The 3,369-nt window shown below is 52.2% G+C and carries 2 protein-coding genes; one reads left to right on the top strand and one right to left on the bottom strand.

Annotated elements, in window-relative coordinates:
* The coding region (locus ACR0I0_RS20530; RefSeq protein WP_480492671.1) for a hypothetical protein at positions 1-1,339 on the top strand (1,339 nt) is incomplete at its 5' end.
* A gap of 194 nt (positions 1,340-1,533) precedes the next feature.
* Here ACR0I0_RS20530 and ACR0I0_RS20535 read toward each other — a convergent pair.
* Positions 1,534-3,246 (bottom strand): adenylate/guanylate cyclase domain-containing protein, encoded by a 1,713-nt coding sequence (locus ACR0I0_RS20535; RefSeq protein ID WP_480492672.1) that lies wholly within the window; start codon positions 3,244-3,246, stop codon positions 1,534-1,536.
* Positions 3,247-3,369: the final 123 nt, after the last annotated feature.

A 3,369-nucleotide genomic window follows, 5' to 3' on the forward strand; every position in this document is an offset into this window, starting at 1 on the left:
CAACTACCTGCCGAGTGATCAGACCTCCGGACCGAAGCCGAAGACTGCATTCAGACATCAACTCCGAGTGCTGGTTCTGGACCTGTATGTTGCTTGGCTGGAAGACCCAGAACTGTCTATCGGCGTCTCCATGTCCTCGAACCACTGGGACACGTCTTCTCGCTATAACGCGATCCATATATCCAAGAAGATCATCCCGATCATTCACACCCTGATTGAGGCAGGACTATTGGATGTTGCCAAGGGCAGCTACTCGGGTCCTCTGGCCCAGGGGAACAGAACAACAAGGATACGAGCCTCCGAGGTCCTGCAGGGATGGTTCGCCGAAGTGGCATTCCGACGAGATGACGTTGGTCGGGTCGAAGGTGAAGAAATCATCATCCTCAGAGGCGACAAAGCAGAGGCACTGGTCGAGTACGAGGAAACCGACGAGATCATTAGAATGCGGGCTGAGCTTGAGCGCTATAACCAAGTTATTGGTGGCGCTTTCATTGATATCCCTGTTTTGGATGAACCAAGGGTCGATGATGTCACCACCGATCATCATCATAAGTTCACCCGCAGGATATTCAGCCGCTCTGACTTCAACCTGAATGGGCGCTTTCATGGCGGTTGGTGGCAGCAGATAAATAGTGACTGGAGGTCGAAGATCTTCATCAATGATACGCCAGTTGTCGAAGTGGACTTCCGCAGCCTCCATGTCTCGTTGCTCAGCCTTCGAGCAGGAAAAGAACTTGATGGCGATCCCTATGAATTGCCCAACATACTGGGTGCATGGCTGCCTTCAGTGCTGCAGCGTCAATTTATCAAGCGGCTTGTACTGACAGCAATCAACGCCGGTTCCAGGGATGCCGCCTTCCGGGCGTTTCGAGACGGACACCCAACCGGCCACGCAGGCAAGACACTGACGAACGAGCAACTGGAGGCCCTGCTGACTGGCTTTCTGGAAAAGACCCCTCACATCAGGGACTTTCTGTTCGCGGATCAAGGTATTCAGTTGATGAACCTTGATAGTGAGATAGCGGAGCGCGTCCATCGGCACTTCTGCGATCGGGCCGTTCCAGTCCTATCCGTGCATGACGGTTTTATTGTCGATTACACCCGAGTGGGCGAACTGAAGCGGGTGATGGCCGAGGCGTCTGCTGAAGTGGCTGGTGCACCGTTACCAACATCAAACAAGTTCTACGGGCTGGACGAACAACCCGACCCGAACGCCAACCACGTCAAAGACTACATCATCTGGCGGCAGACGGCCCGGTCTGAGGGGTATCTTCAGAGGTTGGCGGAACATGAACGGAGAACTGGGCGAGAAGTGGTGCCGTTCGAAGCTCAAAATTGACGCTGCAGAAATAAGTGGGACGAGTTATCGGACAGACGAAGGGTTGAATTGAGCATAAATCAGTTTCTAACACTCCGTGAAGTCACAGGAAGCTATTGCTGTGCTCATTCAGTTCTTTCATCTTCAATTTTGTGACCTGACGTTAACTTGGAGCGGTGCGAAGCTAAAGCCTTTGCAAAAAACGCTACGGATACTCATTTTGGTAACCCTGCTTTTAGCCAACCCTCACGCCAACTATCTGCACAGGATGGAACAGTGAATATTGGCATTTGTGTCTGCGCTGAGGCTGCAGTCAGGCCTGGGCGCAACGTCTGAAGGTCAGCTACCGCTTTGCGAGCTGCAGCATCATCGGTGAGGTGTCCTAACGCAGCAATCAGCATGAGATGGCTCATTACGAAATTTGAGCGTACAGATAAAGCGTCTCGGCAAGCCTTAGCCGATTCTTCATAACGCCCAAGGTGAAAAAGCGCGCTAGCCTGAGCAAGGTAAGCAGCGTGGCGCAATGGATCGTGAGGGCTGAGCTCAACAGATTGAACCGCGTGACTTAGTGCTTCCTCTGGACGATCAAGCAGAAAAAGGTTGATGGAGCCCAGCATATGGACCGTTGCGGCATTTGGATTTTGCTCAAGGGCTTGTTTGAAAGCAACCCGCGCGCGTGGCAGGTCTCGCGCCAGCATAGAGATTGAATGCGCAGCGTACGCCAACGCGATGCCGTCTGCACGATCGCTCAACAGAACCCGCTCGGCTGCCTGAATAGCCTCTTTCGGCCCTTCACCAATTGGCTCAAGCCCTTGAACCATTCGTTGAATATGCAACCAAGCCAACAGCCCTGACGCGGAGGCGTATTCTGGATCACGCCTCAATGCGAGGTTTGTCAGACGTATGGCCTCTCGATTGTCTTGATCCGTTAAAAGATGGAAATGCGATTGTGCTCGAAGATATAGTTCATAAGCTTCCAAATTTCCCGTAGGTTTTGCCCGCGCACGGTTAGTTTCGGCGTGCCTTAGAGACGGTTCAATCGCGGTTACGACCTCCAGCGTTACTTTGTCTTGAAGTTCAAAAATATCATCAAGCACGCCGTCGAAGCGATCTGCCCAGAGATGACTGCCGTCGTCCGCATCAATCAACTGACCTGTAATGCGGACTCGTTGACCTGCTCGTCTGACTGAACCCTCGAGAACGTAGCGCACTCCAAGAATGCGACCCACTTCGCGTATGTCCGTGCTTTTTCCTTTGAATGTAAAAGATGAATTTCGTGCCACGACCATCAGCCAACGGAAACGAGACAACTCTGTGATAATGTCTTCGGTAATGCCGTCCGCAAAAAACTCCTGTTCGGGATCACCAGACATATTGTCGAATGGCAGCACTGCAATCCCGGGTCTGACATCTGCCTTTTCTGATAGATTGGCATAAGTGCCCTTTGGCCAGCACCAAACACCAATGCGGCGCGTGATATTTTTGAGTTCTGTCTGCTCGCCGCCATCGAATTTGGACGCGTCACCTCGGTCAAGACTGTTGTGAGATGTGTCCGATATCAAAACCTGATCCGGCTCGGCCAGCGCTTCGAGACGAGCGGCGACATTTATTCCGTCACCAAAAATGTCATCGCCTTCTGTAACGACCTCGCCAGTATGAATGCCAATTCGAAGCTTGATGCTCTCTGGTTTCTGCGCTGACTGTAATGCAATAGCGCAATCTGCAGCGTCTGATGTGGACTTAAACTCGGCAATCCAACCGTCGCCCAAGCTTTTGATCAATGTCCCCCTGTGGGCTTGCAGCAGCGACTGAAGTGTATCTTCACGGAATGATCTAAGCGCAGCAATCGTACCTTCACGGTCATGATCCATCAGTGCTGAATATCCGACGATGTCCGCCGCAAGCACTGTGGTAAGCCGTCTATCCATTCGTTCCCCCGTTTTGAGGAACTTAGCGCGACACTCAACTTCTGTCAGCCCGACAACTTTGCCTTTGAGCGGTAAACCCTAAGTCCCAAACTGCTCTCAAAATCCATTCCATGCTGGAGATCA

Source organism: Ruegeria sp. AG6, assembly GCF_056541565.1.

Bases quoted from the DNA above. Each gene is read 5' to 3' on its own strand.
- ACR0I0_RS20535 (WP_480492672.1), bottom strand. From the start codon at position 3,246: ATGGATAGACGGCTTACCACAGTGCTTGCGGCGGACATCGTCGGATAT.